Source organism: Corynebacterium sp. UMB10321 (assembly GCF_030228725.1).
GTDB lineage: Bacteria > Actinomycetota > Actinomycetes > Mycobacteriales > Mycobacteriaceae > Corynebacterium > Corynebacterium pseudogenitalium.
This window is the reverse complement of sequence record NZ_JASOZC010000001.1, coordinates 542,128-568,172: the sequence shown is the minus strand read 5'-3', so window position 1 is coordinate 568,172 and position 26,045 is coordinate 542,128. Positions and strand designations below refer to the sequence as shown.

The following is a 26,045-nucleotide window of genomic DNA, read 5'->3' as shown; positions in this document are numbered from 1 at the left end:
GGGCCTAGTGGATCGAAGTCGGGGTGTGCTCAGACGGGATCTTCGGGTGGTCGAGGAGGTCGAACCCGAACAGGATCCGGTCCTTGACCCCGGCCAGGATCGCTTCGACGGAGTAGACGTCGCGGAACGTCTGCTTCGTAAACACTTCGGCGGGTGAGCCTTCGGCATAGATCTTGCCTTCGTGGAGCACGATGATGTGGTCGGCGAAGCGCTCAATCAGGTCGATCTGGTGCAGGGTCACCACCGTCGTGATGTTGCGCTGGACGGTGAGGTCCTTGATCTGGTGCAGGATGCGGTACTGGTTTTCGATGTCGAGGGCGGAGGTGGGCTCGTCGAAAAGGAGAATCTCGGGGCGCTTCACCATCGCCTGCCCGATGAACACTTTCTGGCGCTGCCCGCCGGAGAGGTTGCGGATCGCGACGTCGCGGAGAGGCTGCAGCTCCAGCATGTCCAGCACTTCGTTGACGTCGTCGATGTCTTCCTGCGTGGTGCGGATGCCCAGCTTGGATACTTTGCCGATCATCACCGTTTCGAAGACCGTGAACGGCAGGTCACCCTCCGTGTGCTGGTTCAGGTAAGAAATGGTGCCAGTGGTTTCGATGTCGCCGGAGATCTTCTTGCCGCGCCCCTGGTTGTGTGAGCGGACAATCGACGTCATCAGCGTGGTCTTGCCCGCGCCGTTGCGTCCCATCAACACGGTGACCTCGCCGGGTTTGGCTTGGAAGCTGATGCTGTTGATGATCTGGCGCTCGCCGTAATCGAACGAGAAATTCTTGACGCGAATCATGCCGCTACACCGCCCTTTGACGGCGCTGGCTTGTCAGCGCATAGACCAAGAACGGGATGCCGATAATCGAGCTGATGATGCCGATTGGCACCACAACGCCCGGGACGATCAGCTTCGAGAGGATCGAGGACACCAGCAGAATCATCGCACCAAGAATGGCGGAGCTGGTCAGGTAGAACCGTTGGTCCTCGGAGACCAGTCGGCGCGCCAGGTGCGGCGCGGCCAGGCCGATGAACCCGATCTTTCCGCAGAAACTCACCGCCAGCGCAGTCAGGATCGAGGCCAAGACGAGGGAGAGGATCTTCACGCGCCCGACTTTGACGCCGAGCGCTTCCGCTCGTGCTTCACCGAACTTCAGCGCGGTCAGGTTCCACGCGTTGCGCAGCAGCACCGCGAAGACAACGACGAACGTGGAGAGCAGGATCCACGCCTGCGGATACGAGGCGCGGGTGAGCCCGCCCATCGTCCAGAAGACGATGTACGACAGGCTCTCTTCTGACGCGCGGTACTGGATCAGGGACAGGAAGGCGTCGAAGAGGAAGTTCAGCGCGATGCCCGCAAGCACGAGTGATGAGTTGCTCATCTCGATGTACTTGCCCACCGCGAAGATAACCAGCACGGAGACCAGCGCGAGCAGCAGCGCACCGCCGGTAACGAACACCATCGGCAGCGCCATCACAAAGACGATGGCTGCGCCAAGGCTCGCTGCCGAGGACACGCCAAGCGTGAACGGGCTGGCAAGCGGGTTATTCAGGATCGTCTGCATCACGGCACCCGCCAACCCCAGACTCATCCCCACCCCAACTGCCATGAGGGCAGCCGGCATGCGCATGCGGAAGAACGCAATGTGCTCAACCGAATCAGGATCTAGCACGGCGGAGAAGTTCGAGAGCTTGATGTTGGCGGGGCCGACGCAAAGATCCACCACGAAAAGGACTACGACCGCCAAAATGGCAAATGCGACCAGTAGTCCTTTCGGGAGGCTTTTTGTTGGTGCCTTACTCATACTTGATGAACCAGGTTCCCTCGTATGGGATCGGCATGTACTTATCGAAGTACTCCTTGATCAGCGCTTCCGGATCCAGGTCCGCGAACTCCTCCGGGTGGAAGAGCTTGGCAAGCTGCGCGTAGGAGTAGAAGTCCAGCATTTCGCGGGTCATAGGGTGACCAATCGCGTACAGCTCGTTGTTCTGGATTGCCTTGAGCTTGTCCCAGCCCTCGCGCTGGCGGAACGGCTCCATCGAGGCCAGCGCCTCCTCATTGGAGACCGAAAAGCCCATCTTGACGGAGTCCGGCTGGTTGGCCCAGAGGGATCCCGCAAAAATAATCTTGTCCGGGTCGCTGACCAACACCTGCTCTGCTGACAACGCTTCCGCGTCGTTGGCTGCCATGAAGTGCGTGGCGATGTTGTCCGCACCGACGGCGTCCAGGATGGCGCCCCACATAATGTCAGCACCGTAGGTGTTGCCGAACTCCGTCGGACCGCTGGAGCTGGTTTCAAAGTACACCGAGGTAGAGCGGTCCAGCTTCGAAGCGCGCTCCTCGATGTCGCCGACGACGTCCTCGTAGAACTTCGTGATCTCGTCGACATTCTTCGTCAGCCCAGTGGCTTCAGCGATGATCTTGGTGGACTGAATATGGTTTTCCAGCTTTTGGCTGTGGTAATCGATGTAGATTACCGGGATGCCAGTCTGTTCAGCGATGACATCCATCTTTGCCTTTTGGCGAACCGGAGCAATGACTCCGTCGACACCCATCGTCAAAAGTTGTTCGGCGGAGATCTGATCCTTCGTCGCATCACCAATCTTCGGGATATCAGCAAGCTCCGGGTTCGCCTCAAGCAAAAGGTCCCACAGGTCCTGTCGGTTGGACTCGAGGCCCTTATCCATCGCAGCGATCTTAGACGTGTAGTTGTCCCGGTCGAGGGCCGCCATCGTCAAAAGCGGCCCGCCTGAACCAGAAAGCTGGATGGCGGCGTGCTCGAGTGGCTTCTCCAGCTGAATCGTGTTCCCGGTGATGTCCGTGATGGTCACTGCATGCGAGGCGTCTGCGGCAGTCTGGCTCGTTTCCGAGGCAGGCTCGTTGTCCGCAGGGCTGCTGCATCCAGTCACTGTCCACATCATCGCGGCACAGAGCACTACAGCTGGGAGGGATTTCTTCGCGGAGAAGGCCATGATTATCGACTTTCACTGTGGTTTGGTTGCACCGATTCCGAGCAAGGAATGTGAAGGCGCAAGGGTGGATGGCTCCACCCCACTAGCAAATGTTCAATTAATGAATTGAACAATCAAATTACAGCACATGCGAAAGCGATACGTCAAGCCTGTCAAATTATTGTGAGACCTCTTCTGAGGCCTCCGCAATCGCGGCCGTGAGGCGCCGGGCCGCCTGCGCAATTTCCTCGTCGCTGATCACCAGCGGCGGCGTCAGGCGGATCACGTCATCCGCCGGCGCGTTGAGGATCACGCCGTGCTCAAGGCCAAGCTTGACGACGCGCTTCGCCACCGGCCGCTCCAGCACCACGCCGAGCATGAGCCCACGCCCGCGGACTTCCTTGACGCCCGGGATCTTCGAGGTGGCGTCGGCAAGCAGTTGCCCCTTGCGGCGCACCTCCGCGAGGAAGGCGTCGTCGATGGTGGCCAGCACTGCCGTGGCCGCCGCGCACGAGACGGGGTTGCCGCCGAACGTGGTGCCGTGACTGCCCGGAGTGAAGAGCTTCGCCGCCTCGCCGCGGGCGATCGTCGCGCCGATGGGCAGGCCGCCGCCGAGCCCCTTGGCCATAGTGATCACGTCCGGGAGCACGCCCTCGTGTTGGAAGGCGAAGAAGTCGCCGGTGCGGCCGACGCCGGTCTGCACTTCGTCGGCGATGAAGAGGATGCCGTGCTTGTCGCACAGCTCGCGGACCTGGGTGAGGAAGCCTTCCGGGGCGGGGATGACGCCGGTCTCGCCCTGGATGGGCTCCAGGATGATGGCCGCGGTATCCGAAGGGTTCTGTTCCACGAGTGCGGTGAGCGCGTCGATGTCGCCGTAGGGGTAGAACTCCACGCCGGCGGGCAGGGGCTCGAACGGCTTTTGCTTGTCGGGCTGGCCGGTCATGGCGAGCGCGCCCATGGTGCGGCCGTGGAAGCCGTGCTGCGCTGCAAGGATGCGGCGGCGACCCGTCAGGCGCGCGAGTTTGAAGGCTGCCTCGTTGGCCTCGGTGCCGGAGTTGCCGAAGTAGACGCGGGCGGTGTTGTCGCCGACGTGCTCGCGGAGTGCCTCGGCGACCTTGACCACGGGTGCGGAGCCGAACAGGTTCGAGACGTGGCCGAGCGTCGATAGCTGGTTGGTGACCGCCTCGACCACTGCCGGATGCGCATGGCCGAGCGCGTTGACCGCGATGCCGGCCAGCATGTCGATGTACTGCTTGCCATCCGCGTCGGTCACGGTGGAGCCGGAACCTTCGACGAGTTCGACTGGCGGAACCGGGTAGTTATCTAAAAGCGCGCCCGCCCAACGCTGCGTGAAGTCCTTCATGCGTCATCCTTTCTAAAAATGGTGCCGTCCGGGTACTGGGAACGGTCGTAATCATCTGGCAGAACCATGGTGCCCACCCCGCCCATCGTGAGCAGCTCAAGCAGGACGGAGTGCGCGACGCGCCCGTCGATGACGTGGGCGGCTTTCACCCCGCCCTGCACTGCAGTCAGGCACGCCTCCATCTTGGGGATCATGCCCGAGTCCAGCGCTGGCAGCATCTGCTCGAGATCCCCGGCCTCGATCTTCGACAGCAGCGAATCCCTATTCGGCCAGTCTGTGTAGAGGCCCTCCACGTTGGTGAGCACCACGAGGCGCTCCGCGCCGATCGCCGCGGCGAGTGCGCCAGCTGCCTCGTCGGCGTTGATGTTGTACACCTCGCCGTTCTCGCCCGGCGCGATGCCGGAGACCACCGGGATGCGCCCGGCCTCGATGATGTCCATGACGGCGGCGGGGTTCACGTCGGTGATCGTGCCGACGAGCCCGATGTCGCGGGTTTCGCCGTCGACGTCGACGGTGCGGCGCTTCGCGGTGAACAGGCCGGCGTCCTCGCCGGAGGTGCCCACCGCGTAGGGCCCGTGGGAGTTGATCTTGCCCAGCAGGTCACGCCCGACCTGGCCGAAGAGCACCATGCGCACCACGTCAAGGATCTCGGGGGTGGTGACGCGGAACCCGCCGACGAACTCGCCGCCGTCGAGGCCGAGCCGGGAGAGCATCGCGCTGATCTGCGGGCCGCCGCCGTGTACGACCACGGGCTTCGCGCCGACGGTGCGCAGGAAGACCATGTCGGCGGCGAATGCGGCCTTGAGGTCCTCGTCGATCATGGCGTTGCCGCCGTACTTGACCACGACGATTTTGTCGCGGTAGTGCTGCAGCCACGGCAGTGCCTCTGCCAGGACGGTTGCCCGCTGCTCGCTGCTGAGATTCGGTAACACGACTGCCTCCTAGCTGCTGTATGCGGAGTTGATTTCGACGTAGGAGTGCGACAGGTCGGTGGTGCGCACGGTGGCACTGCCCTGCCCGCCGGTGCCGAGGTTGACGACGACCTCGATGTCCGCACCGCTCAAGTCCACGTCGCGCGCGCCCGGCGCGCCCGCCGACTGCTCGCATACGGTCTGCCCGTTGAAGGTGACTGAGATGTTCTCGGCGTCCATCTCGGCGTCTGCCATGCCGACGGCGGCGAGCACGCGGCCCCAGTTCGGGTCGGAGCCGAACATTGCGGTCTTGACTAGGTTGTCGCGCCCGATTGTCCGGGCTGCGTTGAGCGCCTGGGCGTCGTCGGCTGCGCCTTCGACGGTGATGGCCACGCGCTTGGTCACGCCTTCGGCGTCGGACTGCATCATGGCGGCGAGCTGCGAGCAGGCGTCCTGCATCGCGGCGTCGAGTTCTGCTTGCGTCGGGGTGACGCCGCTTGCGCCGCTGGCCATGGCGATGACGGTGTCGTTGGTGGAGGTGGAGCCGTCGATATCCAGGGTGTTGAAGGTGGTGGCGACGGCGCGCTCGAGCGCGGTCTGCAGCGCTTGGCTCTCGACGTCTGCGTCCGTGGTGATGCACACGAGCATCGTGGCAAGCGACGGCGCCATCATGCCCGCGCCCTTGCCCATCCCGCCGAGCGTCCACCCGTCACCATTGACGACGACCTCCTTCGCCACCGTGTCCGTGGTCTTAATTGCGACGGCGGCGTCCGCGCCATGGTCGCCGAGCTGTTTCACAACGACCCCGATGCCGTGCTCTATCTTGTCCATCGGCAGCAGGTCACCAATGATGCCGGTGGAGCACACCGCGATCTGCGAGGCGTCCACCCCGATACCCTCGGCGGTCAGCTGCTGCATCGCCTTGGCGTCCTCGACGCCCTGCGCGCCGGTGCAGGCGTTGGCGTTGCCGGAGTTAAACACGACGGCGGAAATAGCGCCGCCCTTGATTACTTCGCGGCTGACCTTGACCGGGGCTGCGAAGACTTTGTTGCGGGTAAACACGGCTGCGGCCGCGTTCTTTGGCCCTTCGTTGACCACGACGGCCATGTCCGGCTTGCCGGATGCCTTGATGCCGGCCGAGATTGCTGCGGCGCTGAATCCCTTGGGGGCGGTAACACCAGTAGTGCTCATGATGAAAATGTCCTTTACAGTCCTATACGAGAAGAAGAAGTAGAGATGGGGTGAGGCTGGCGGTTACGGAGCCACCCCGGCTCGCGAGAGCCCCGCGGTCTCTTCGAGGCCGAGTGCAAGGTTCATGCACTGCACGGCACCGCCGCCGGTGCCCTTGGTGAGGTTGTCGATGGCACTGGTGACCACGAGCTTCTTGGCCGATTCGTCGACTGCTACCTGCACGTGGCACATGTTTGAGCCGACCACGTGCTGCGTCTGCGGCTGCTGCCCTGCCGGGAGCAGGGTGACGAAGGCTTCGCCCGCGTAGGCGGATTCGTACGCCGCGCGGACAGCGGCAGCGTCCACGCCCTGGGCAAGGGGTGCGACCACGGTGGTGAGGATGCCGCGCGGCAGCGGTGCGAGCACCGGCGTGAAGCTGATGCCGACCGGAGACTGCGCGACTTCTTGCAGGTTCTGCTGGATCTCCGGGGTGTGTCGGTGGGTGCCGCCAGCGCTGTAGGCCTTCAGCGAACCCATTGTTTCCGCGCCCAGCATGGCAACGCTCGCCTTCTTGCCTGCGCCGGAAACGCCGGTGACGGAGACGATAGTCAGGTCCGGCTCGACCAGGCCGGATGCCACCACGGGCCACGCCGCGAGCGTAGCGCCCGTCGGGAAGCAGCCGGGCACCGCGATCCGCGTGGCTGCTGCGATCTGCTCGCGGTGGCCGGGCAGCTCCGGCAGGCCGTACGGCCAGGAGCCGGCGTGCTCGGAGCCGTAGTAGTGCTGCCAGGCATCGGCGCTGCGCAGGCGGAAGTCCGCAGCACAGTCGATGACCGTGACCTCTGGCGGCAGCGCCGCGCCGATCTTCGCGGAGTGCCCGTGCGGCAAGCCGAGGAAGACGACGTCGTGGCCCGCGAGCACCTCTACCGTGGTGGGTTCGATGACGCGGTCGGCAAGCTCGGGCAGGTGCGGCATGATCTCCCCTACCGAGGCGCCCGCGTTGGAGGCTCCGGTGAGCGCACCGATTGCAAGCTCGCCCGCGAGGTATGCCGGGTGGCCGAGCAGCAGGCGGAGGATCTCGCCGCCGGCGTACCCGGTAGCGCCCGCGACTGCTACGTTCAACACTTTTTGCTCTGACATACACGGCAGCGTAACAGATATACGGCGCGCTGTATGTTATTCAGAAAACTTTTTCGCCCACTACCCCCGAAAACACAATTGCCCACCACCGAACCGGCCTTAAGCCAGTGTCGGCAGTGGGCAACCGAGTGTATTTTATGCCATCAACGCATATTCATATATCCCTAGATGACGCCCTGCGCCAGCATCGCGTCAGCGACCTTCTTGAAGCCCGCAATGTTCGCACCGGCCACGTAGTCGCCCTCCATGTCGTACTCCTTGGCGGTCGAATCGACCGTCTTGAAGATGTTCGACATAATCTCGTGCAGGCGCTGGTCGGTGTATTCGAAAGACCAGGAGTCGCGCGAGGCGTTCTGCTGCATCTCCAGCGCGGAGGTGGCCACGCCACCTGCGTTGGCGGCCTTGCCCGGCGCGAACGCGATCCCCTTCTGCTGGAAGTAGTGCGCAGCCGCTGGGGTGCACGGCATGTTTGCGCCCTCGGCGACGTAGCGGACACCGTTGTCGACGAGGAGTTTGGCGTCGTCACCATCGAGCTCGTTCTGGGTGGCACACGGCAGGGCAACGTCCGCCTGGACCTCCCACACGTTGCCGTCCCGGTGGAATTCGACGCCCTCGCCGGCCTCAGCCGCGTAGGTGGAGATGCGCCCGCGACGCACTTCCTTGACGTCCTTGAGTAGTTCGATGTCCACGCCGTTCGGGGTGGTGACGTAGCCGGAGGAGTCCGACATGGCCACAACCACGCCGCCGAGCTGCTGCACCTTCTCCGCAGCGTAGATAGCCACGTTGCCGGAGCCGGAGACGATGACCTTGGAGCCTTCGAAGGACTCGCCGTGCGTCTGCATCATCTCGGAGGCGAGGTAGACCAGGCCGTAGCCGGTTGCCTCGGTGCGGACGAGGGAGCCGCCCCACTTCAGGCCCTTGCCGGTGATCACGCCGGACTCGTGGCTGTTTTCCAGGCGGCGGTACTGGCCGAAGAGGTAGCCGATCTCGCGGGCGCCAACGCCGATGTCACCGGCTGGCACATCGCGGTATTCGCCGATGTGGGTGTGCAGCTCCGTCATGAAGGACTGGCAGAAGCGCATGATCTCGGCGTCGGACTTGCCCTTCGGGTCGAAGTCAGAGCCGCCTTTCGCGCCGCCAATTGGCAGGCCGGTCAGGGAGTTCTTGAAGATCTGCTCGAAGCCCAGGAATTTGATGATGCCCAGGTTGACGCTCGGGTGGAACCGCAGCCCGCCCTTGTATGGGCCGAGCGCGGAGTTGAACTGTACGCGGAAGCCGCGGTTGACCTGGATTTGCCCGTTGTCATCGACCCACGGGACGCGGAACACAAGCTGGCGCTCTGGCTCGCAGAGTCGCTCGATGAGTCCGTAGTCAGCGTAGTGAGGATCCTTGTTGAGGACGATCTTGAGGGAGTCAAGCACTTCCGCGAGTGCCTGGTGGAACTCCGGTTCCCCCGCGTTCCTCATCTGCAATTTGCCGTAATAGTCTGAGATCTGTTGATCGATAGACATGTGAATCCTTTCTTCGTAGCGCCCCTTCCGTGGCGAGCACTTCATTGGCTGGACCCCTGTTAGTTTTCCCTCATTACACGAGCAGCGCAGCAGAAAACAACGCAAACTTCTGGGACATAGGTCACATTTTCCGCCCCTGCCCTTCGCTGCTTTTCGACGCCCCTCCGCCCACACTCGAACACCCCACTCGAACACGCCTTCGGCAACATGAACACTGTATCCCGACCTCTACCTGCCAAAATGCGCCACCAGCACGACCGATACAGCGTCGCCCGCGTGCTTGCCCACCGAAATGTCGGACCCGTTCGCTACATTGCAGCAACACCAACGACACCGAAGGAGACCAATCATGACAACAACGCCCACAGTGCGGTTCCATGGCTACCCGAAACGCCTTGTCCCCGACATTTACGGTGGCTCCGACTGGGACCTGCCAATGACCGATCGCGATAGCACCTCGATCTCCTTCCTCGTGGAGTACTTGAAAATCACCGATCCGGACAACGCGAACGAGCCGACGGCCTACACAATGCTCCGCGAGCTCAGCGACGAACACCGCGCAACGGAAGTGAACGTATTCAATTTGCTACGCGAGACACCAGGGATCCAGGAGGAGAAAGACCAGGCGTTTTACCGGGTGATGTTCCAGTTCCGCCATTACCAAGCTGGTCAACTCGCGGCTAAAGCCCTGGAGGTCGCCGACGGGAATCCGTACAAGGTGGTCGGGATGATGCGCTACCACTACCCGGGAATCGAATGTGCCTGGGCTGTCGACGCCGTCATGAAAACCACCGTCGAGGAAGCATTGAAAACGCTCGGGAGGGACCACAGCCCGCAGGCCGTCGAGGAGCTGTGGTTGGAACTCAACCAGGAGGCGGACCTGATCGCGCAGGCGAAGAGGGTGTTGCGTCTCGCCGGGTGGGCGAAGGACGTCGCCGACATCCCGCGCAGCAGAGAAGCGATGGTACAGATCTTCCTACAAGACCAGAAGGAAGCCGCCTGGACCGTGATTGACCAGCATCTGACGGAGCCGATCAACACCCTCATGGACCAGCAAGAAGAGGACGAGCCCTGGGCGGTGGACTGGGACAGTTAGGCCTGGTGCCCTGCTCGCCCGCTGCTCATCTGCGCGTAACTAGCAAAGAGCAGCTTCTGGCGCTTACGCTCGTTCGCAAGTTTGCGAGAAGCCCCAAACGTCTACATCGCGCCTGGGTGAACCGCTACCGGATGATCACCCAGGCGCGACCATTCCAGTCTTCAATTCACCTGAAGCCGCGCTGTCATCAATGTACATGACCGCTGGCCAAGCAGTCCGATCCGCTGCCCGTGGCCCAACCAACCATTCGGCATCGAGTACGCCGCCACAGATAACGAAAGGTTCCAGTCATTTGTGCATTTCCCTCAAGGGAAAGAGGCTTGACCGGGAATCTATCGGGGCCCACTCTACGGAGCCTCTTCCAACAAGTTCAATGCGCCTGCTGTCGGGGTGTCCGCTTCGAAACCCCAGCTTAAACGCGAAAAAAGAGTGGGCCGGACGCGGCTAGTTACACAAAAATTTTGTCCCTTAAGCCAAAGTACGGTCCTCGACCCGACCAGCATCGAGTTCGCCCCATACCTTTGGCATACCCTCGTCGACCACGCCGAAGTTGCCGTCGACAGCACCATTACCTTCACATTCCGGGATCAAAGCGCTGAGTGGGTTGACATCAATTCCTGTTCTTGACCAACTTTACGACCGCCGAACCGAGCCCTCCGAGTGCTGCCCCCGCCCCCACCACTAGGATCTTCTGCCCGGCTTCTTTACGAGCGACTTTTCGCTGATTGGGGTCGCGCCATGCTTCGCTCCGCGTAACCGCGGCAATGTTGTCTCTCTCAACTGTCACTCCAAGAGACTCATGAAACTCCCGAATCGTTTCGGCCGTGGAATTCAAAGACGCGATAATGGCTTGCGCTTGACGGGAGTGAAGGATGATATTCTCGTTCGCAACAGCTCCGCAGCGATCCAACTGATGCATCAGCGGCCGAGTTCTCCCTAGGATCTTGCCGCGTCGCTGCTCTCGGTTCTTCATCAAACCTTGCCGGTGGCCTTCCAAGTAGTCGGGGGCGGTTGCCATGACATGATCCAGTTCGATGATTCGAAACTGATCCTCAAGTTCGAAGCACCGCGCTAGGACGGCTAGGTGCAGGGCAACTTCTTGCTCGATCTCGCGAGTCGTTTTCTTGATCGCACGCGGCTTTTCCTCCGCCTGAGCTTTCTCGACGAGGTCCTCCAAAGCAAGCAATGCTTCTTCCTGCACATTACTTATGGTTGAATGCGCACCTTGAACTTTGTCCCAAAGCGTCCTGGGATCTCCACCTTTCTCACGAAGATTCTGTGCCTCCTTGATCTGACCAGCTGCCGATTGCATCTGAGCAATGACGGCGTTCCGTTGGCTGCGGCGCACATCATCGAGTTTCCCCTCAATCCTGACCAAGAACTCACGAAACTCCTGAGCTTCTGTCTGGTGCGCAACCTGACTCATCAGGCCAGCAACTCCTGCAAGCATTCTAGGGTTGGAAATCAACGATGACGCCTTGGTGTCTACCTGGAGCCACTTCATCGATCTATCGCCGGTCTTACCAAGCATTGCGTGACTGATACCCTTGGTCTTCGTTGGCATCAGACCACCTGAGTCTCTTAGACGTTGTGCAGACTCAGGCGTGAGCTTCAGGTACATGGCGGACTGCTCAGCAATATTTGAAACGCTTTCGAGCAAATCTGAACCTACACCAAGAACCTTATTTAGCCGTTCAAGATTGAAGCTGTCGGCAGCATTCGCAAGACCATGCTGCTTCAGGAAACGCCGCACGGCTTTGCGGGAGCCGAGCACGAGCGCTCCTTCGCCATCACTGACGATCTCGACTTTATCACTCACCGCGAATCCTCCTTCTCGAATGTCCTGCTACCCTTCTCAAGGTACCCAAGAAACCAGCGAGTGCTTGCACCAATCATCTCTGGCATGAACCACTCATGCCGCGAGCACGACTGTGCCGCCATTTTGCATCCAACTAGGGTTGAAAGCTTCCAACTGGACTCCGAAAATCAGACTGCGTCGAGGCACCTTGGCAAACCTAGGTATGCGGACCAGATCATGGTGCGGCGCCACTGGATGGATCAAGAAACCCATCAGCGAAAAGCTCTGGATGATGCGTGTGGAGCCACGATGACAAGCAGACACGCTCGAAGGCGGCGTAATGCGCCCACTTGACCACACCCGAATCCACCAAAGCCGCCAGAACCTCGTCAGGGATGGTCTGGCCGCCTGCAAGATCGACCACCTCGACCGGGCCACCGTCAACCGTATAGCCGAAGAGAAGCAGGTCAGAGTCTAGGCGGTCGACATACTGGTAAACACCCGTCTTGGCGAGCCGAACGGGGCTGAATGTCTCGATACCAATGGAGAGCCTGCGCATGACGAAACTCCTTTCACGTCACGGAAATGAGGTGGAGGGAACCGCCTTGATCGGTCGTTCCCTCAACGAGTCGGTTATTTACAGGGGTGAGGCTTCTGCCTTCGCGACCTCGATGGCCTTGATGCGTACTCGTTCTTCTTCGAGCATCGCTACGTATCGGCGTTCTTCACGCTTGTCCATCCCCCACGAAACGAAGGCAACAATGCCGTTCGGGATGAGGTAGTAGGCCCAGTAAGCCAAAGTGATAGCCCAGAAACAATCCATAAACATGATGTGTCCTCTCAGTCCAGGAAGTCGTCGTCGGCTGGGATGAAAGCACCGAAGTCGGTCTCAGCAGAGACACGCCCGCCGCCGAGGGACTCGCCGTCGCGAGTCTTTTGGATGTTGCTCAGTCCGCAAGCGATACCGCGGTTGCCATTGGTGTTGAACGCATAGAAGGACAGAGATACTCGTGCGTAGCAGCCCGAGTACACTTCGGCGCGGTCCAGGATCGAGGCAAGGTTCATGTCGACGATCTGTGGAGCCGTCAGATAGTTCGCGTTGAGGAAGTAGGCGTTCGCGTAGGCTTCATCGTCACGCTCAATATCCCCATCACACAGCGGAAGCTTGAGGGCGGCCTTGTTGCGGCGCTTTCCACCAAACTTCCCGATCCCCTGCTCGATGGCGGCGTCTACGGCCTTCTCAATCGCAGTGATCGTGGCGGTGTCAGACTTCGGGATAATCAGGGAGACGGAGTTCTTCGGCTTGCCGCCTTGAATGGGGTTTGGCTCCCAGACGTGTGCGCAGGACAAGCGAACTTCGCCGGTCACAATACGAGTTGTGTTAGTCGTTGTCATAACTTTTTCTGCTTTCGACTTGTTACTTGTTGGGTTGAAAATCGGTCGCCGCACTCACCAGGTCGAGCGACGGCCGCTCATCGGATGCAGGAACCAACGTGGGTTTGCCTGCAGGCTTGGTCACGAGAGCACCGAGGATCTCGTTGAAAGCGGGTTTACCCATGAGGCGTTCCATGGTTGTGAGGGTGATGAACTGGCAATCCCAGATGCCCCTATAGCCAGACACCGCAGCAGCCTTCGCCATGTCGGTTTCGGAGGTGTATTTGTGTACCGAACGCCCCGCTACGAGCTTGAATCCCTCAAACGTGATGCCTTGATTGATGGCCTTCGACAGGGCGTAAGCTTCCGCATCCGCCGCCCATGACTTCAGATCCGGAATCTTCGCTAGTACGTCAGCGATCTCTGCATCACTCAGTTCTGCTGGTGGGGCGAACTCGAGCTTGGCCAACGCAAGGTTCGCTTCGGCTCGTGCCCGGCACGTGGTCGCGATCTTGCAGAATTGACACCACGAGCCAGGACAAAACTCGCCCTCCCCCGCCGAGGCCAGCTCTGCCTGAGGTATCCCCTCGGTTTCAGCCCACTGTTGGAGCTCGACGACGCTGGTTTCCCAGGTGTCGAAGTTTCCTCGGCGGGGCTGATAAATCGTCACCGCCAGAGTCTCGATGTCATACAGATCCCCGAAGGCGTGGAGCGCCCCCAAAGCGTAGAGCATCAACTGCGGGTTGCGCTCGGCATCGAGGAGAGCGCCCTGGCCGTACTTCAGGTCGATGATCTGAAGTTTCGGTTCGGCGATGATTAAGCAGTCCCCGGTGCCGAACCCGCCCGGAACCACATGGGAAAAGTCCAGGTGCTGCACGATCAACACCTGCGGATCAGCGCAGGTTTCACGTGCCAGCGAGGCGTGTTCCTGCACGAACGACACGTGGTCGTCGGTCAGATGCTCCATCTCCTCGTCAATCCAGTCCGATTCGGGCTTGAAGGTGGGTGCCTGGTGGAGGGTGCGCCGGAGCTTCCACTCCGCCAGAGCGTGCGCTGCGGTGCCTTGCTCGGCGGCATCCGACGTGGAGTCCGGCTCGTGGGACTCCAGGACGGCGCTGCGTGTGCAGTTCAACCACCGGTGCGCTCCCGATGCCGACAACAGCGCGTGATCACTGGGAGCCATCAGACAGCTCCTTCGCCTTGGCGAGCAGCCACGAGAACTTGGCCGGGTCGACAGCGGAAAGTCGGTCTGCTCTGGTAGCGACGATGAGTTCACACACCTGCTCGGTCAGCCCCTGGCTGGACAGGTCGGCGAGGACGCCACGCACCTGCACCAACGACACAGGCTCCGGCTCCGGTTGAGGTTCCGGCTTGGGTTCGGTTGCGGTCTGTTGGGTGGCCCCGTATTCGGCGGCTGCCTCTTCAAGGGCGGGTTGCGCGAGCTGGGCGGCGGCGATCGGACGCGCACCGAGCATCCCGACGTGATCCTCAAACGATTGCCACGCGGTCTCCTCGATCGCGGCCGCGAGCATCGTCAAGCCCTCGGCGATCTTGTTCAACGCGGCGATGTGCTTGTTCGCATCGGTGACATTCACGACGCATCACCACCCTCACGAGGAGTGGCTCCGACCGCGTCAGCCAACGCCATCAGGTCGTCGGTTTCGGGGATGTCGATCTGCTTGACCGGGTTGCCAGACACGACGATGATGACTCGTTGCTTGCGATCCAAGAGCTTACGCATAATGCGTTCGCGTAGGGTGACGGTGCGGGTACCGACAACCCCCGGATCATCGGGGATGTGCTTAGCGATATGGAGCTTGAGCCTGTGCTCGGTCATCTCCTTCACCTGCCTTCCATGTTAGTGGGAGTAGCCCGGGTGGCTGCTCCCTTCACCCCACTGCCGACACCGTCGGAAGTGTTAAATCGCGTCGCCTCCACCGCCTGCCGAATCACCGCAGCGGCCTCCTTAAACAGCTGCGAGACCCGAGCACGCGACAGTCCCAGGGCGCGGGCAACATCGGACTGCTTCATGTCCGTATCGGCGAGCATCATCTCCATCACTTGCCGGGCCTTGCCCTCCAAACCGGCGATCGCCTCCCGCAGCGCTTGGCTCTCGCGGGCTTTCTGGGCGGTATTCTCTGTGGCGATCAGCCGGTCTTCGGGCGACGCAGTGGGATCGGCCGGGTCGCGGTCGATCTCCAGGAACCAGTCGAGCGACCACGGCGCGTTCCTCGGCACCCGGCAGCCACGGCGCGGACCGCACCCGGCACCACACGTGCATGTGCGTGAGCCAGGGCCGCGGTCACCCCGGTACGCCTCGTGGAAGACGGCTTCTTCCTTTCGAGCCAGGTCGTCGAGAATCTGTTGTGGATGCCTCGGCTCGACCTCGTCGACCGGGCGACCGAGCTGCGCTGCGCGTTCACGCTGGTCTGCTTCCACCATCACGGCGAACTCACCTGAGGCGATGTCGTAGACGTCGATGACGGATTCGTGCTTGTTGTTGTCGGCTTCGTGCCTGAAGGTGACCTTCATGGCGGTCTCCGTTCTCCCCAGTCACGGGGTTTCGGAGACCTGCGCCGTAGCGCTCAGATCACGAGCGAGAACCGTCCAAGAACGACAAAGGCGAGCCACCCCACCCGCCACCTCGCAAAAAAGAGTGGTGGATGTGGTGACCCGCCGAGCGCTCTAGGAGCAGGTCTCACTAGTGAATAAAGTTGCCTACAACCACAGCCAGCATTCGCTGTGGAGGTCGCCCATCCGCCAGATGGGCACCCGGGCACCAGGCCCGGACTTGAGGACGAATAGCCGCGTTGGCCACCGCAAGCAGCTCGCCCTCACCTGTCCGGCACGACACAAGTCGAAACCGGACAGGTTGCTGGAGGTTCGCCAATGCAGGGTGGCCCGCGTAGGTATGTTGATCTGCTCATAAACCAGAGCTTGCCGGAGTCCAAGAGCTAAATCCTGACTCACCAAGTCGGGAATGAAATCGCTGGTCAACGCCGTGTTCGTCGGTTTTCGGGCATGAAAAAGGCCCCTTACGGGGCTTGATCCTGACTTGCGGAGTTTTCGAGTTTTAGCTGGAGCGGGATTTGCTTCCCAGCGGTTCAATTCCGTGGGCTTCGAGTATGCCGTTGGCGTCGTAGATGGAGATTCCGGGGAAGCGTTCGAGCATGAGCAAGTAGACGCTGTCCGGTCGCATGTCCCTGTTCAGGTGTATTTGCGCCTTTTCCATGAGCTTGATGGTGGCGTAAGCGTTGAGGCCAAGACCGATGGCAAGTGCCATGAGGGTTTCTCGCTTCATCGTAAGCACGGTGTCTTTTTGGATCTTGTTGAAGAGCGCGTCGTACAGGCCAGTGCGTTCCGTGAAGGTGCGTGGGTATCGGATCTCTCGGTACTTGAGCAGGTTGGCGATGGTTTGGCACAAGGATGAGTGGCGATCACCAACGATGTCGTCGAGCCTTGCGGCATCCTCCAGGATAGAGTTCATCGTCCCGGCGGCGGAGGCGAACACCTTCTGGTCGTCGTGGTCGTCGGGCGTGGCTTGATGAGCTGGGTCGATGTAGATGATGCGCTTGTCGACGCCTTGGCGGTGTTCGAGGTGGAACAGCGAGTCGAGGTCTTTGTCGAGGCCGACGTAGTCCTTGGTGACGACGGATTGAATGCGCAGGAAGGCTTTCGCCGGGCTCTTCTTCGCAGCGGGTTTGAGCCGGTAGGTGCCGTGGGCGTCGATGCGCACGTATCTTGTGCTGTTCTTGACGAAGTAGCCTTCGACGAAGATATAGTCGCCAGCTTGTACCCATCTACGCAAACGGGGGTGCCCGCTGAGGAGGACAGCAGCATCTTGGTAGCTGAGCGCCGTGAAGTCTTCCTTGCCTTCATCCATGAAGCTGTAGACCCGCTCGTAGTCGGCGAGTTTGGTGATCCGGGATTTCAGTCCGACTTCAAGGAGCCGATACTTCACAGCCGAGCGGGAAACCTCGAAGAAGGCGGCCAGCTGATCGAGTAAGGTTCCGCAGCTCAGATTGGGTGAGGAGTCCAGGATGTCGTTGGCCGCGCTGATGAACGTGGGCCTTGGCATCAGCACCCGCGGAGCGAGCCGGTGGGCTTGCCATTCGAGCCACTGAAGTTCGGTTTCCTTGCGCCTGGATTTCTCTGAAGGCGTGAAGAAGGTGGTGGAAACCCGCGACTTCATTGGCTCCAGGCTTCCACCTGTGGCAGCTAGACGCGCATGGTGGATTTGAAAGAAGGTGCGGTCTTTTTCCCAGTGGAGGATTTCGTGCATGAGTGCGTTTCGTCGTGCACCCTCGCCCATTGACCACTCGGAGGTGGGGTCAACTAGGATCGTCCCGGCTGGATAGAAGCGCGGCGCGCATTTACCGGTGGCTGGATCGTAAATGCTCACCTCGCCATCGACGAGAACACAGCAGGCAAATACATCCGAGCTGGCGGACAGCTGCGCCTCTTTGATTCGTAGGCCGCTTTCTTTCGCAAGCTCCTCGACAGGGATGGCCATCGGCGTTTCGAGCGCTTTTGGGTAGTGCTCGGTCAGGTACTTTTCGGCGTAGTCGTCTAGCCGGTTTTTCCCCAGAATGAGAGCACCGGTTTTCTTGTTGATGTCGTACACATCAGCGTGGCTACGCATCGCGGGTGGCAACCGGCACGTCTCCTTCGCTGATATGGTCGAGCGGCATCTCCTTCAGCGACTTGTCGGCTTCCCGCCACGTCGGGCAGTACTTTTCCACCAGCTCTTGGAACCGGTGGGTGTGGTTCGCTTCAACCAGGTGAACAAGTTCGTGGGTAATAACGTAATCGAGGCACTCCGGTGGCTTCTTGACCAGTTGCAGGTTCAACCAGATGCGTCGCTTGGGAATATTGCAGGTGCCCCAGCGGGTCTTCATGTTCTTGATTCGAAACTCTTCAGCCTCAACGCCAGTTACTTGTTCGCATCGCCTTGTAGCGGACTTGAGAACTCTGCGCAGCTCAGTCCGGTACCACTCCGTCATCACGCGTTCGCGCTGTTCGAGCGTGTAGCCGGCAGGCACAGTCATCACCAGTTTGCTGGCCTTTTTCACCACCGAGGCGCGAGTGCCGTCGTAGACTACTTGCAGTCGATACGGTTTGCCCCACAGATAGTGAGCCTCGCCTGAGACGTAGGTTCGCTCCGTTTGCCGGGGTTGTGAACGCATCCGTTCCTGTCGTAGGTAGATGTCCGGGAGCTTCGAGAGGAGAAAGTCGGATAGTTCCGCAGTCGGAACGTAAGAAGGTGCGCTGACGGTCACCTGCCCGTCGGGTGGCAGGATACGTAGGTACACATTCTTCAAGTTCTGTTTGCGAAGAACCATCACGGGGACATTCCCTACTTGAAACTCCTCTTTAGTCATCGAAGTACTCTCCCTGCCTGGTTGCCAACTCGTAGATTTCCTCCACAAGCTGGTCAATTCTTGGCTCCAACAACTCGTAGTCCTCTAGGGTCTGGGCGATCGCGTTCTTAATGCGTTGCTGCTTCGCGCGGTTCGCTAACCATCCCACCTCTACTGAGTCCACGATTGCAAGGTGTACTTGTAATGCCACGTCTTCAATGGCGAGACCTTCAAAGTCCTTCTGCTCCTGTGCAAAGTCGTAAAGAGCCCGTTTGGCTTGCGAGTCGCGAATCTGTTCTGGATAGTTTTCGGTTTCCTCCGGGCTGTGGATACGTCGAGCCAACTCGGTTACCTGCCGCAAGTACTCAGCATACGACAACGCTCCCAGCCGACGCTCCCCGATGAGCCTCTTCAATAGCTCCGACATCTTGCCGTAGTACGACTGGTTCATCGGCATTTTGCGGACGATTTCGCTGATCAAGTTCGCGTCGATGATCTCGGCCTTGGCGTTATCGTCACCAGTGACCCCGTCCAAGATCTGGTCGACCGGGGTGGTCGAAGCGTTATCCAGTAGCAACTCCACCAACGGCGTGTCATCAAGTTTAGAGACGACAGTGCTGTCTTGGGCGGTGACGTAGGTGTCCAGAATGAAGCGCATGTCTTCCTGGTAGCTGCGCAGATCGATCCAGTCTCGCGCGGCCAACATAACCGCGTCCTTCAAATGGTTGTAGTTGTAGACATCTGTGCGGATATTTGCCACGTCCACATCGGTGTAGTTGAAATCCGTGACGAGGCGATCGGCACAGTCCGCGAACGACCGTGTCAACGCTGACACCAGTCCGTAGAACGTGTTGCGCTTGCGTGAATCAGCGTCAGCATCATCCTCTGCTACGGCAGGTTCGCAGAAGAAGCTGATATGGGCCGCATCATCGCGAGGCGCTGGCACTTCAGACAGCAGTTGGCGCAGCGAGTCACGCGCCCCCTCCATCTTGGCTTTCGCTTCAAGGGCACGCTGTTTGATGAGACCTTCGACGTCCTCCTTGTCGTACTCTTCGAAAGCCTCACTGGTGTAGTCAGTGAACGCGGACTGCACTGACCGGAAGAGATCCTTGTAGTCAACGATGTACCCATAGTCCTTAGACGGATCGTCGGGACGGTTTACTCGACAAATCGCCTGGAACAAGTCGTGATCTTGCATCGATTTGTCGACGTACAGGTAGGTGGCGCTCGGCGCGTCGAAACCCGTTAGCAGCTTGTCGACAACGATCAGCAGCTTCATTTTTGCTGGCTCGTCTTTGAACAACCGCTTGGCTTCATCCTCGAAGTCCTTGACCGTCTGGCTGCCGAGCATGCGTTCGTAGATGCGCTTCTTGTACTCGTCCTCGCTTTCCTGATCCAGGTCAGACGCGGAGGTGCGAACGGAGGCATCCGTTGGCTCGTAGGAAGTCACGACCGCGCAGCGCTTGAAGCCCGCTATCTGGAACAGCTCCCAGTACCGGCAAGCCTGGTAGATGCTGCCTGCCACCAGCATGGCAGTGCCACGCTCGCGTGTCAGCCGCGGCTTGGTTTGCATGTCGAAGATGATGTCGTTGACGATCTTCTGTAGCCGGTCCTTCGACGAGTACAGCTTGTTCAGCGTCGACCAAGACGCCTTCAGCTTGTCTTTCGCGGTCTGGGTCAACCCTGCGGTTCGCGCCTCGAACCACTGGTCAATCTTGGCTTCGCTGGACAGATCCTGGTCAACGTCACGCGCTTCGTAACGCAAGTCAAGAACCACACCATCATCCACGCCTTCGTTGAACTTGTAGGTGTGGATGTAGGGGCCGAAGACCTCCAACGTGGTCTTCTTATCCTTCTTCAACAAGGGTGTGCCGGTGAACCCGATGAGGGTTGCTCCCGGCATGAGCTGGCGGACAGCTTCGTGGAGCTTGCCAGAGTTGGTGCGGTGCGCCTCATCGATGAACGCGACGATGTGTCCCTTGGCCTGGTAGTCCGCAGGAAGGTTGTCCAACAACTCCTTCCGATAGGAATCGATGTCGGAGTCCTTGCCAGCGTTGTGACCGTACTTGTGGATCAGTGAGCACACCACGCGATCGTCTGGCTTGCTGAGGATAGCTCGCAGGTCGGCTCCGCTTCTTGCCTGCCGGATCTTCTCATCGATGTCGATAAAGAGGTCGCGGATCTGTTTGTCCAATTCGTCGCGGTCGGTGATGATAACCACGCGTGAATCATCGACGTGCTCGATGATCCATTTGGCCAGCCATGCCATGATTAGTGACTTGCCGGAGCCCTGGGTGTTCCAGATAATGCCACCCTCGCCCCGTTCGATGAAGGGGCGGGCAGCCAGATTAGCGAACAGCTGGTTAGGCCGGGGAACCTTCTTGATCCCGGCGTCGAAGATCACGAAGTCGTGGATGATCTGCAGTAGGCGCCGCTTTTCGCACAGCGAGATCACGCCCTGTCGCAGCGGATTTTTAGTTTGATCCCGCAAGTGTTGAACATCAACCGACACCGGGTCAGTAGCCTTCGGATCTTCGCGCCACTGGAGGTAGAACTTCTCCGGCGTCTCGATCGTTCCGTAGTAGAGCCCCTGGGTTTCGTTGCCCGCGAACAGCAGCTGCTGGGTGCTGAAGAATCCAGAAATGTATTCGCGCTTCTGGTTCGTGATCAACTGGCGGATGCCCTGGGACGCTTCGACACACGACTTCTTCAACTCGAACATACCCACGGCAATTCCGTTGACGTACAGCACAATGTCTGGCCGTTTGGACTTCTTGCCGGTGGTGTAGCGAACCGTGACCTCCTCGGCCACAGTAAACTCGTTCAGTTCAGGTTGCTCCCAGTCAATGTAGTGGAGCCGCTTCTTTTCCTTTTGACCGGGCTCACTGTAAGTGATGCCATAGCGCAGCAGCGAATAGACCTTCTTGTTCAACTCGTAGAGCGAGGCAACACGGTCTTCGCTCAAGTCCCGCAGTTCCTTCGCGGCTTTCACCACTGCCTCCCGGGGGTAGCCCCTGCTACGCAGGTAGGCGGTCAGGTGTTCCTCGTCGACCGGTTTGTTGAACAGGTCGTGCAGGTTCCCGATGTACTCGTAGCCCAGATCGTTGACCAAACAGTCCTTGATCAAACGCTTCTGCGTCTCGAACTCGCTACTCACTACGGCGCTCATGCCGCTTCCTCCTCAATCGTTAGGCGAACCCGCCCCGTCAATAAATCATCCATCGCGCCAAGTTTCAACCGCTCCACCTTCTTGCGTTCTTCTTTGAGGACGAGAAGATCTTCTTCAAATGACGACATTACATCGGCGATGGCTTCCTGCTCGGGTACATCCTTTGGTGCACGGAAGTGAAAACGCCCTAAGTCTTTTTGGTACAAGTGTTTAATCGTCGATCCGGCTGACAGATCCGCAATGAATCTATCGAAAATGTCTGACCTTAAAACCCAGTACAAGAAGCGCCTAGCAACACCATCAACCGGCCTAAAAACATAGACTCCGCTGTTGAGCGTCGCCGGCTTCTCAAGCCGGGGAACCACAGCCACTTTTCCGATTGTTCCATCTTTCGTGACTAGGACATCTCCTTGATTCACTTGGATGGCTGGATCCATTCGAAACCTCTCTTCGCTAACAAACTTGCATGAAGCGAGGTCTACTGTCCCGTCGGAAAAATTCGTTCCACCAATTATGTAGCTGTAACCAGAATCCAGGTATTCATCAGTCCTAAGATTTTGCCATCCGATCCTGGCTTTAGGGGCAACCATATTTTCAAAGGAGATGTCGGTCCACTTGTCACCAAAACCACCAAGCCGCGAATTGCCGCTAACCAATTCCTTCATAGCACCGTCGCGGATCGCCTTCTTCTTCATGATCAACTCATCCAAGTTCGCAAGATGCTCATCAAACCCCGACAACACCTCAGCAATCGCCCGCTGCTCAGAAAGACTCGGAATAGTGACGCAGAAGTCTCGAACAGTATCTGCATTCACCGCTTCGAAAGTGGTTCCCGTTGAGAATTCTGACCAGGTATTTTCGTGTGCCTTTAGCGAGTAATACAGGTAGTCCCGGTAAATCTCAGGGCCTACACTAACCGCGCATAACCCGCGACCAATGCATACGTCTCTATCCAGGAGGGCAACGTCACCAACAGGTGCGCGAACAGAAATAACAATAGCCCCACAAGATGCCATTCGTAATGGGGTTGTGGTTCGAATCATCGATTTGCCCAGATTCTTGCCCGAGAATTCGGAGTGCCCCTGATGAAACTCGACACCAACTGACCCAAGAGAGCTACCCAAAGGAGATTGACCCATAGTTAAGTTAGCGATATTTCCTAGGGAGACTTCGCGCCAGCCCTCCGGATAACTCACCATGTGTACCCCATCCTTTCCAAGCTGCGTATCACGTTGGCGCGAGAACGCTCGACGGCGTCCTCAATTGCGGGCAGGGTGCGTTCGTAGCGTCGGGCAATGTCGGTGATACGGATCGCGTAGGTGTTGACCTGCCGGTCGAAGATGTCGGAGATCTGCGACTGTAGGTGTGGGAGCCATTTACAGTCGAACAGCAGGTGCTTGATTTCGTCTTCGGTGAGCTTGCCGTACTGGGCGAGCACCTTCTGGTCGAGTTCTTCACGGGCTGCCTTCGCTTGCTTCTTCACCGCCTTCAAGTGATCGAGTTTGTCCCGGTAGCCGACCAGGGCTTCGTACTCGTCACGATACGCCTCCGGAACGGGAGCCGTGGCTGCCAGCTGCTGGCGAGCAGCAGCCAGCTTCGTCTTGATGGGCTTGCCGCTTTTGCCGTACAGATCCAGCTCGGCGATGTCCGAGTGGTGTTTGAGTAACCAGTTGACGCGGATCAGGTTCTTCTGCATGAACTTGTCGATTAACTCGTCCAGGACGTCAAGTTGCGGCGACTGCTTCATGGCGTCGAGTGCTTTGAGCCTGGCGTTGAGTTCCTTCTCAATGACCTTTCCGGTGGAACTGAGGACTTCGGCGAACGGGTTGTCTTCTTCGGGCTGATCCTCCAGGAGAGCCTCCAAGTCAGCTTCGATGCTGAGCAGGGTGCCGTCAAGCTCAGAAAGCTGTACCTGCTCTTGCGGGAAGTATTCGGCCTCGATGATGGTGGTGGGAATCAGCAGACCCTCGAACCCTTTGACCTGCCCAGTGGTGGTCGTCTGCCCATCTTCAGTCTTCTTCTGCTTGTAGGCGTACTCCACTTCACGGCCAGCTTCGAAACCGGAAGCTTTGAGGATGTACACGTCGTCTTGAAGGCGCGCGTTCCAGTAGTTCAGGAGAACGTCGAACACGTCGTAGGGATCAAGCATCTTCGCACCGGCGTAACCATCGAGAAGCTCCTCGCCGATCTCACGAATCATCATCCGAGGATCAGTGTCGCTGTCCACGCCGAGCAGGGCAGGCTTGGCGTAGGCTTCCGCCCATCGAGTCAGCAGATCGGTGGTCTCGACGGTCTTTTGTGCGGTGAGCATCTCGTCTGCTGTGATTTGTGCGGCGAGTTCGTCTGGGTTGTGCAGCAGCGCGAACCTGCCTGAGTCTTGCTGGGCAAAAAGGCGCTGCTTCAGGTTTGGCGCCACCTGCCACAGGGTAGCCAGTGAATCAAGGTCGGAGGCTGGGATGCCGCCTTGCAGGTGCGCGGCGATGTCTTGGGGCGGTTCGGTGCTGGGGCGTTTAATGTAGCGGGGGACGTTGAGGTTGCCGTTATTGTCTTCAAGGATCTCCTCGTAGCCGACCATCCGGGAATAGCCGCCGACTTCGATCCGCTGGTTGAAGGTCAGGACGATGCGTTCGATGTCTTGCTCGCGCAGGCGATTCTTGTTCCCGTCCTTTTTGAACCCCTGGCTGGCATCGATCATGAAGATGCCTTCGTGCTCGTCGGCGTTCTCCTTGTCGATCACGACGATGCACGCCGGGATGCCAGTGCCGTAGAAGAGGTTTGCCGGCAGGCTCACGATCCCCGTGACATACTTCCGCTCCAGTACCTGCTTGCGGATCGCTTCTTCCGCATTACCCCGGAACAAAACACCGTGAGGCATGATGATTGCGGCCTTGCCGTCCTCGGTCAAGGACTTCAAAACATGCAAAAACCACGCCCAGTCGCCGTTCTTCTCCGGAGGAATCCCGAAGCCGTCAAATCGGTGGTACATGTCATTGGCCGGGGAGATGCCGTCCGACCACGACTTGTCGGAGAACGGCGGGTTCATCACGATAAAGTCGAACTTTCTCAGTTGCCCGTATTCGTCGATGTACTGCGGCGACGACAAAGTCGAGTGAGTTTTGATTTCGCCCGTACCCTTTTGATGGAGCACCAGGTTCATCTTCGCCAAGCCAGCCGTCGAGTTGTCCTTCTCTTGACCGTAGATCGACACGATCGCATTGCCCTGGCGATTCACCGGCGCTTCATCAGCAGCACGAATCAATAGGGAACCGCTGCCGCACGCCGGATCATACAGCGTCCACGGGCGACCTGTGCGTGGCTGAATGCTTGAGATCCCAACCAACCTGGCCATGATCCTGGACACTTCAGGCGGCGTGTAGAACTGCCCTTTGCTCTTGCCAGATTCTTGGGCGAACTTCATCATGAAATACTCGTAGGCATCACCGATGATGTCATCACCACTGGCACGGTTGGTTTTGAAATCGATCGCAGGGTTCTCGAAGATCGCGATCAGCCCCGTGACCTTGTCCACCAGTTCTTTGCCGCGACCCAGCTCGTCCTCGTTGTTGAACGACACTTCCGGCAGTGAGCCCTGGAGCTGGTTTTCTTCCAGGAATGCGGAGAGGATTTTGTCGACGCGCTCACCGATGTCCTTCTTGCCTTTGGCAGCAATCAAGTCATCGAAGGATGCACCCTCTTCGACAGTGAAGTCGCCGTAGCGTTGACCTTTGTACCGGTCTGAGACGTACTTGAAGAACAGCAGGGTGAGTACGTAGTCCTTGTAACGAGCAGGCTCCACACCGCCACGAAGCTTGTTCGCGGCTTCCCACAGTAAGGAATAAAGCTCTGTCTTTTTTACTGCCATCCAAAATCCCTCGTCGAAAATCCTCAGTATTCGGTGATGTCGATACCGGCCTCCATGAGCCGTTCGTAGCGTCCACTCGACATCAGCACAGCCAATGGCCTGCCGTTCTTCGGCACGAACGCGGCGTCGTCGTTCTCGGACAGCTTCGTGATGATCTTGGACGACTAGCCACGCAGAAAATCCGATATGTTGTAAAAGTCCATCGTCGTCTTCTCGGGCGCATCATCCACGCTCAACACCTCCCATATGATCAGGTTCCAGCACCAACCGGGAGTGCCTTTACGAACCCTATAGATGGTACCAGCGTGGAGAGCCCGGTGTACTCGACACGCTCACGCCAAGCTTCGCCGC

22 protein-coding genes are annotated in these 26,045 nt (G+C 59.3%); 1 reads left to right on the top strand and 21 read right to left on the bottom strand.

Features of this window, described 5'->3' with window-relative positions; all coding sequences use genetic code 11:
• Positions 1–4: 4 nt before the first annotated feature.
• The 8 genes from QP752_RS02785 to gdhA all read right to left on the bottom strand — a co-directional run bounded on the left by QP752_RS02785 (position 5) and on the right by gdhA (position 9,035).
• Positions 5–787 (bottom strand): ABC transporter ATP-binding protein, encoded by a 783-nt coding sequence (locus QP752_RS02785; protein ID WP_284804293.1) that lies wholly within the window; start codon positions 785–787, stop codon positions 5–7.
• A gap of 4 nt (positions 788–791) precedes the next feature.
• Complete coding sequence (locus QP752_RS02780) at positions 792–1,736, bottom strand: iron ABC transporter permease (RefSeq protein WP_176754823.1); 945 nt, start codon at positions 1,734–1,736, stop codon at positions 792–794.
• A gap of 49 nt (positions 1,737–1,785) precedes the next feature.
• The gene (locus QP752_RS02775) at positions 1,786–2,961 is read right to left on the bottom strand and encodes an ABC transporter substrate-binding protein (RefSeq protein ID WP_284804291.1); all 1,176 of its coding nucleotides are present in this window, start codon (positions 2,959–2,961) and stop codon (positions 1,786–1,788) included.
• Between the two features lie 157 nt (positions 2,962–3,118).
• Entirely contained in the window at positions 3,119–4,303 is a 1,185-nt protein-coding gene (locus QP752_RS02770; RefSeq protein WP_284804289.1) for an acetylornithine transaminase, read from the bottom strand.
• Positions 4,300–5,235, bottom strand: a complete 936-nt coding sequence (gene argB / locus QP752_RS02765) for an acetylglutamate kinase (protein WP_070362905.1) — start codon at positions 5,233–5,235, stop codon at positions 4,300–4,302. The genes QP752_RS02770 and argB overlap by 4 nt, the downstream gene beginning before the upstream one ends.
• A 9-nt stretch (positions 5,236–5,244) precedes the next feature.
• Positions 5,245–6,405, bottom strand: coding sequence for a bifunctional glutamate N-acetyltransferase/amino-acid acetyltransferase ArgJ (gene argJ / locus QP752_RS02760; RefSeq protein ID WP_284804288.1), 1,161 nt, complete (start codon positions 6,403–6,405; stop codon positions 5,245–5,247).
• A 63-nt stretch (positions 6,406–6,468) separates the two neighbouring features.
• Positions 6,469–7,524: an N-acetyl-gamma-glutamyl-phosphate reductase gene (argC, locus tag QP752_RS02755; protein WP_284804286.1), complete on the bottom strand. Its 1,056-nt coding sequence runs from the start codon at positions 7,522–7,524 to the stop codon at positions 6,469–6,471.
• A gap of 164 nt (positions 7,525–7,688) precedes the next feature.
• On the bottom strand, positions 7,689–9,035 hold the full coding sequence (gdhA, locus tag QP752_RS02750; RefSeq protein ID WP_284804285.1) for an NADP-specific glutamate dehydrogenase: 1,347 nt from the start codon (positions 9,033–9,035) through the stop codon (positions 7,689–7,691).
• A 349-nt stretch (positions 9,036–9,384) separates the two neighbouring features.
• On the opposite strand from gdhA, the gene QP752_RS02745 reads away from it, so the two are divergent.
• Positions 9,385–10,131, top strand: coding sequence for a hypothetical protein (locus tag QP752_RS02745; protein WP_284804284.1), 747 nt, complete (start codon positions 9,385–9,387; stop codon positions 10,129–10,131).
• A gap of 610 nt (positions 10,132–10,741) precedes the next feature.
• Here QP752_RS02745 and QP752_RS02740 read toward each other — a convergent pair.
• From QP752_RS02740 to QP752_RS02680, 13 genes are all read right to left on the bottom strand, one after another.
• Complete coding sequence (locus QP752_RS02740; protein ID WP_284804282.1) at positions 10,742–11,950, bottom strand: hypothetical protein; 1,209 nt, start codon at positions 11,948–11,950, stop codon at positions 10,742–10,744.
• Positions 11,951–12,164: 214 nt separating this feature from the next.
• On the bottom strand, positions 12,165–12,488 hold the full coding sequence (locus QP752_RS02735) for a hypothetical protein (protein WP_284804280.1): 324 nt from the start codon (positions 12,486–12,488) through the stop codon (positions 12,165–12,167).
• A gap of 78 nt (positions 12,489–12,566) precedes the next feature.
• Positions 12,567–12,758: a hypothetical protein gene (locus QP752_RS02730; RefSeq protein ID WP_284804278.1), complete on the bottom strand. Its 192-nt coding sequence runs from the start codon at positions 12,756–12,758 to the stop codon at positions 12,567–12,569.
• A gap of 11 nt (positions 12,759–12,769) precedes the next feature.
• The gene (locus QP752_RS02725; protein WP_284804276.1) at positions 12,770–13,324 is read right to left on the bottom strand and encodes a DUF2815 family protein; all 555 of its coding nucleotides are present in this window, start codon (positions 13,322–13,324) and stop codon (positions 12,770–12,772) included.
• Between the two features lie 22 nt (positions 13,325–13,346).
• On the bottom strand, positions 13,347–14,486 hold the full coding sequence (locus tag QP752_RS02720; protein ID WP_284804275.1) for a DUF2800 domain-containing protein: 1,140 nt from the start codon (positions 14,484–14,486) through the stop codon (positions 13,347–13,349).
• The gene (locus QP752_RS02715; protein ID WP_284804274.1) at positions 14,473–14,898 is read right to left on the bottom strand and encodes a hypothetical protein; all 426 of its coding nucleotides are present in this window, start codon (positions 14,896–14,898) and stop codon (positions 14,473–14,475) included. The genes QP752_RS02720 and QP752_RS02715 overlap by 14 nt, the downstream gene beginning before the upstream one ends.
• Positions 14,895–15,140, bottom strand: coding sequence for a hypothetical protein (locus QP752_RS02710; RefSeq protein ID WP_284804273.1), 246 nt, complete (start codon positions 15,138–15,140; stop codon positions 14,895–14,897). Before QP752_RS02710 ends, QP752_RS02715 begins: the two co-directional genes overlap by 4 nt.
• A 5-nt stretch (positions 15,141–15,145) precedes the next feature.
• A complete protein-coding gene (locus QP752_RS02705) occupies positions 15,146–15,835 on the bottom strand; it encodes a sigma factor-like helix-turn-helix DNA-binding protein (RefSeq protein ID WP_284804271.1) in 690 nt (229 codons plus the stop codon).
• Between the two features lie 541 nt (positions 15,836–16,376).
• On the bottom strand, positions 16,377–17,927 hold the full coding sequence (locus QP752_RS02700) for an ImmA/IrrE family metallo-endopeptidase (protein ID WP_284804269.1): 1,551 nt from the start codon (positions 17,925–17,927) through the stop codon (positions 16,377–16,379).
• Between the two features lie 10 nt (positions 17,928–17,937).
• Positions 17,938–18,684, bottom strand: a complete 747-nt coding sequence (locus tag QP752_RS02695; protein ID WP_284804268.1) for a M48 family metallopeptidase — start codon at positions 18,682–18,684, stop codon at positions 17,938–17,940.
• Positions 18,677–21,832, bottom strand: a complete 3,156-nt coding sequence (locus QP752_RS02690; RefSeq protein ID WP_284804267.1) for a type I restriction endonuclease subunit R — start codon at positions 21,830–21,832, stop codon at positions 18,677–18,679. The genes QP752_RS02695 and QP752_RS02690 overlap by 8 nt, the downstream gene beginning before the upstream one ends.
• On the bottom strand, positions 21,829–23,031 hold the full coding sequence (locus QP752_RS02685) for a restriction endonuclease subunit S (RefSeq protein ID WP_284804266.1): 1,203 nt from the start codon (positions 23,029–23,031) through the stop codon (positions 21,829–21,831). The genes QP752_RS02690 and QP752_RS02685 overlap by 4 nt, the downstream gene beginning before the upstream one ends.
• Positions 23,025–25,694, bottom strand: a complete 2,670-nt coding sequence (locus tag QP752_RS02680; RefSeq protein WP_284804264.1) for a class I SAM-dependent DNA methyltransferase — start codon at positions 25,692–25,694, stop codon at positions 23,025–23,027. Before QP752_RS02680 ends, QP752_RS02685 begins: the two co-directional genes overlap by 7 nt.
• Between the last annotated feature and the right edge of the window lie 351 nt (positions 25,695–26,045).

Excerpts from the sequence above, each read along its gene's own strand:
- QP752_RS02785 (WP_284804293.1), bottom strand. The coding sequence starts at position 787 with ATGATTCGCGTCAAGAATTTCTCGTTCGATTACGGCGAGCGCCAGATC.
- QP752_RS02775 (WP_284804291.1), bottom strand. The coding sequence starts at position 2,961 with ATGGCCTTCTCCGCGAAGAAATCCCTCCCAGCTGTAGTGCTCTGTGCC.
- QP752_RS02770 (WP_284804289.1), bottom strand. The coding sequence starts at position 4,303 with ATGAAGGACTTCACGCAGCGTTGGGCGGGCGCGCTTTTAGATAACTAC.
- argJ (WP_284804288.1), bottom strand. The coding sequence starts at position 6,405 with ATGAGCACTACTGGTGTTACCGCCCCCAAGGGATTCAGCGCCGCAGCA.
- argC (WP_284804286.1), bottom strand. The coding sequence starts at position 7,524 with ATGTCAGAGCAAAAAGTGTTGAACGTAGCAGTCGCGGGCGCTACCGGG.
- gdhA (WP_284804285.1), bottom strand. The coding sequence starts at position 9,035 with ATGTCTATCGATCAACAGATCTCAGACTATTACGGCAAATTGCAGATG.
- QP752_RS02745 (WP_284804284.1), top strand. The coding sequence starts at position 9,385 with ATGACAACAACGCCCACAGTGCGGTTCCATGGCTACCCGAAACGCCTT.
- QP752_RS02735 (WP_284804280.1), bottom strand. The coding sequence starts at position 12,488 with ATGCGCAGGCTCTCCATTGGTATCGAGACATTCAGCCCCGTTCGGCTC.
- QP752_RS02730 (WP_284804278.1), bottom strand. The coding sequence starts at position 12,758 with ATGTTTATGGATTGTTTCTGGGCTATCACTTTGGCTTACTGGGCCTAC.
- QP752_RS02725 (WP_284804276.1), bottom strand. The coding sequence starts at position 13,324 with ATGACAACGACTAACACAACTCGTATTGTGACCGGCGAAGTTCGCTTG.
- QP752_RS02720 (WP_284804275.1), bottom strand. The coding sequence starts at position 14,486 with ATGGCTCCCAGTGATCACGCGCTGTTGTCGGCATCGGGAGCGCACCGG.
- QP752_RS02710 (WP_284804273.1), bottom strand. The coding sequence starts at position 15,140 with ATGACCGAGCACAGGCTCAAGCTCCATATCGCTAAGCACATCCCCGAT.
- QP752_RS02705 (WP_284804271.1), bottom strand. The coding sequence starts at position 15,835 with ATGAAGGTCACCTTCAGGCACGAAGCCGACAACAACAAGCACGAATCC.
- QP752_RS02695 (WP_284804268.1), bottom strand. The coding sequence starts at position 18,684 with ATGACTAAAGAGGAGTTTCAAGTAGGGAATGTCCCCGTGATGGTTCTT.
- QP752_RS02690 (WP_284804267.1), bottom strand. The coding sequence starts at position 21,832 with ATGAGCGCCGTAGTGAGTAGCGAGTTCGAGACGCAGAAGCGTTTGATC.
- QP752_RS02685 (WP_284804266.1), bottom strand. The coding sequence starts at position 23,031 with ATGGTGAGTTATCCGGAGGGCTGGCGCGAAGTCTCCCTAGGAAATATC.
- QP752_RS02680 (WP_284804264.1), bottom strand. The coding sequence starts at position 25,694 with ATGGCAGTAAAAAAGACAGAGCTTTATTCCTTACTGTGGGAAGCCGCG.